A 3,768-nucleotide genomic window follows, 5' to 3' on the forward strand; every position below is an offset into this window, starting at 1 on the left:
GTAGAAATGCAGCGCCGATACCGCCACCCCGCTTCGCGTCGCCACCTGGCCGACCGTCAGTTCCGTCACCGCCATTCGAATTTTCCGCTTGACCTCAAGTTAAGTTGAGCTTGTAACGAAGAAACCCTGGACATGCAAACCGCAGGAGAAGGCGATGTGCGCCTGGGTGAGAATGACAAAAGAGGGTGCGCTCGTCGGCCAGAAAGCGGCCGTGTTCGCTGCGCCCACTGAGGGTCTGCGAATGCTATCCGAGCTGCCGGTTCGCTTCACCGGCCACCATGGCGACGGACAGCGCGACGTTGATGCTGCGCGCGCCCGGCTGCATCGGGATGATCAGTCGCGCATCCGCCGCCTCGTGGACAGGATCCGGCACGCCTGCGGATTCGCGGCCGAACAAAAGAATGTCGGCGTCGGCGAAGGCGAAATCGGTGTAGGCGTTCGCGGCTCTGGTCGACAGCAGCACCAGCCGCCGCGCTTCGCCTCTGCGCCAGTTCTCGAAGGCGTGCCAGTCGACATGCCGGGTCAGAGCCGCCAGTTCGAGATAGTCCATGCCGGCCCGTTTCAGCGCCCGGTCGGAGAGCAGGAAGCCGGCCGGTTCGATGATGTTGACGCCGAGGCCGAGGCAAGCGGCGAAGCGCAGGATTGTTCCGGTGTTGCCGGCGATATCCGGCTGGTAGAGCGCGATGCGGAGACGGGTGTTCATTTCCGCATCCTTCTAATAAGTGGCAGATCGGCCACAGCAGGCTCGCGGTTTTGGAAATTGCTGGACTGGCGGGTGGTCATTTTCTGCGAAGTCGATTATACGCCGGGCATTGTCAACCCGAACCGATGGAGGGGTAATTCATGATGATTATGTACATCCAGCGCCCCTCTTGTGGGCTTACCAGCCTGCCGGCGGTTTCGGTACGACGATTCTCCTGACCTTTTAGACTTCGATCGCACCGATTCTTAGCCGAAACCCTTTTCGGCCTTCGAAGGAATCCTGCGATGTTTTTCAAGCTGTCGAAGGGGCTGAACGCCCCGCCTGAACACGCCTCTGTTCAATCCCTGCCTTTCGCCGGCCATTGGCCCGCGAACAGGGCGGACTTTTTTCTGTATTTTCACATGGAGGACGGACCGATGTTCGATCCCTGCAAAATTCCCGGTTCAAGAAGCCTGCACGAGCACAGGATGGCGACATGGGCGCTTTTGATCGGCGAAACCTATTCGTCTGCGGCTCACGCCGAGACCCGCCGGCGCCCACATCGCGGCATGCTGCCGGACGTCGATTTCTCGCGCGCGGTTCCCGACCGCAGCCGGCCGTCGCTGGTGCGCCGGATCATCGGGCTGATCCGGCCCAGCGCAAAAACCAGCGCGAAACTCCGGGTCGTCGACACAGCACTGTCAGGATCGTCAAGCGAGCCTGTCGGCGAAAAGCCCGCGACATCCTATATTGCGCGAAGCAGGACCGGCGGCCCGAGTGATTCCGGGACGCCGGCCCTTGCCGCCACGCGATCCCATGGCGCTACGCGCCCCAAGGATGCCACGCGCTCCGCGCCGTGTGAGCGAAAACAAGCATATGAGTACCAAGACAATGTTCCGCTGGTTTGAAACAAAGCTCGATCCGTTCCCTGCCGAGGAGCCGGTCGAGCCGCCGAAGACGCTGATCGCCTTCTGCGTGCACTATACGCGCGGCGCCTGGCCCTACATCGCTGTCGATGCGACGCTGGTGACGGCTATCGCCCTTGCCGAGGTGTGGATGTTCGGCTTCATGGGCCGGATCGTCGACTGGCTGTCGGCGCAGAATCGCGAGACATTTCTGCAGACCGAGGGCTGGAAGCTCGCCGGCATGGCTTTCATTGTGGTTTTCGCGCTGCCGGCGACGGTCTGGTTCCATGCGCTCCTCAACCAGCAGACGCTGATGGGCAACTATCCGATGCGTATCCGCTGGCAGGTGCATCGCTACCTGCTCAAGCAGTCGATGGCCTTCTATCAGGACGAGTTCGCCGGACGCATCGCGACCAAGCTGATGCAAACGGCGCTCGCCGTGCGCGAATGCGTCATCAAGCTCATCGACGTGCTCAACTATGTCGTGGTCTATTTCCTCGGCATGCTGTTCATTGTCGGCTCGGCCGACTGGCGGCTGGCGGCACCGCTTGCCGTCTGGCTTGCCGGCTATATCCTGCTCTTGCGCTATTTCATCCCGCGATTGGGCAAGGTCGGCGAGGAGCAGGCCAATGCGCGCTCGACCATGACCGGCCGCGTCGTCGACAGCTACTCCAACATCCAGACGGTCAAGCTGTTCTCGCATGCGCGGCGCGAGGCGTCCTTCGCGCGGGAAGGCATGGCCGGCTTTCTCGATACTGTTTACCGGTCGATGCGGCTGGTGACGCAGCTCTACGGCCTGCTCTACATCCTGAATTCGCTGCTGTTGTTTTCGGTCACCGCGATCTCGCTGTGGCTGTGGCTCGGCCAGGCGGTGACGATCGGCGCCGTCGCCCTGGTCATCGGCCTCGTGCTTCGTCTGTGGGGCATGTCGCAATGGATCATGTGGGAAATGTCCACCCTGTTCGAGAATATCGGCACGGTGCAGGACGGCATCAGCTCGATTTCGCTGCCGCGCCTCGTCGAAGACATGCCTGGGGCCAAGGATATTGCCGTGACCAAGGGCGAGATCCGTTTCGAGGACATCCGCTTCCACTACGGCAAACAGAAGGGCGTGATCGAAAGCCTGTCGCTGACGGTGAAGCCGGGCGAAAAGGTCGGCATCGTCGGCCGCTCGGGCGCCGGCAAGTCGACGCTGGTCAACCTTCTCTTGCGCTTCTACGATCTCGAGAGCGGCAAGATCCTGATCGACGGCCAGGAAATCGCGGCGGTGACGCAGGATTCGCTGCGCGCCCAGATCGGCATGGTCACGCAGGACACCTCGCTGCTGCATCGTTCGGTGCGCGAGAACATCCTTTATGGCCGACCGGACGCCAGCGACGAGATGCTGGTCGAGGCAGCTCGCCGCGCCGAGGCGCCTGATTTCATATCAAGGCTTTCGGACGCCAGTGGCCGCACGGGTTTCGATGCGCATGTCGGCGATCGCGGCGTCAAATTGTCCGGCGGCCAGCGGCAACGCATTGCCATTGCCCGCGTTATGCTGAAGGACGCGCCGATCCTCATCCTCGACGAAGCGACGTCTGCGCTCGATTCGGAGGCCGAGGCGGCGATCCAGGAGAACCTCTACAAGCTCATGCAGGGCAAGACCGTCATCGCCATCGCGCACCGGCTCTCGACCATCGCGGCGATGGACCGGCTCGTCGTCATGGATAAGGGCCGCGTCATCGAGGAAGGTTCGCATGAGGAACTCGTCGCCGCCGGCGGGCTCTATGCGCAGCTTTGGCAGCGCCAGTCGGGCGGCTTCCTGCTCGACGACGGTGCCGCCGCCAACGATGCCATCATCAAGGGTCAAGCAGCAGAATGATGGCCGCAGAATGATGGCCGCAGAATGATGGCAGCAGAATGAGGGCAGCAGAATGATGGCCGCCGAATGATGTTTGCCGTCTATCGCTGGTTCGAGAACTGGGTCTATCCGTTCAGGGAGCCCGCGGACCTTCGGCCACCGATCAGCGTCAGCGGTTTCCTCTGGCACTATGTCGGCCAGGCGAAGGTCGCCTTCTTCGCCATGCTGGTCATCGGCGGTATCGCGCCGCTGGTCGAGGCCGGACTGTTCTACTTCGTCGGCAGGCTGGTCGACATTCTCGACCAGCTCCCCGGCGAGCGCAGCTGGGACGCGCTGTGGAC

The 3,768-nt window shown here is 62.3% G+C and carries 3 protein-coding genes and 2 pseudogenes; 3 read left to right on the forward strand and 2 right to left on the reverse strand.

Features of this window, described 5'->3' with window-relative positions; all coding sequences use genetic code 11:
- A pseudogene (locus EOA86_RS40650) lies at window positions 1-75 on the reverse strand (redox-sensitive transcriptional activator SoxR); the annotation flags it as partial.
- Between the two features lie 169 nt (window positions 76-244).
- Window positions 245-703: a tRNA (cytidine(34)-2'-O)-methyltransferase gene (locus EOA86_RS26245; RefSeq protein WP_128344358.1), complete on the reverse strand. Its 459-nt coding sequence runs from the start codon at window positions 701-703 to the stop codon at window positions 245-247.
- A gap of 416 nt (window positions 704-1,119) precedes the next feature.
- Between EOA86_RS26245 and EOA86_RS26250 the strand changes: the two genes are divergently transcribed.
- From EOA86_RS26250 to EOA86_RS26260, 3 genes and pseudogenes are all read left to right on the forward strand, one after another.
- Complete coding sequence (locus tag EOA86_RS26250; RefSeq protein WP_245485901.1) at window positions 1,120-1,590, forward strand: hypothetical protein; 471 nt, start codon at window positions 1,120-1,122, stop codon at window positions 1,588-1,590.
- A complete protein-coding gene (locus EOA86_RS26255) occupies window positions 1,574-3,448 on the forward strand; it encodes an ABC transporter ATP-binding protein (protein ID WP_128344360.1) in 1,875 nt (624 codons plus the stop codon). The genes EOA86_RS26250 and EOA86_RS26255 overlap by 17 nt, the downstream gene beginning before the upstream one ends.
- Before the next feature lie 66 nt (window positions 3,449-3,514).
- Window positions 3,515-3,768 (forward strand): annotated as a pseudogene (locus tag EOA86_RS26260) (ABC transporter ATP-binding protein); the annotation flags it as partial.

The sequence above is a fragment of the Mesorhizobium sp. M5C.F.Ca.IN.020.32.2.1 genome (assembly GCF_004023105.1).
Lineage (GTDB): Bacteria > Pseudomonadota > Alphaproteobacteria > Rhizobiales > Rhizobiaceae > Mesorhizobium > Mesorhizobium wenxiniae.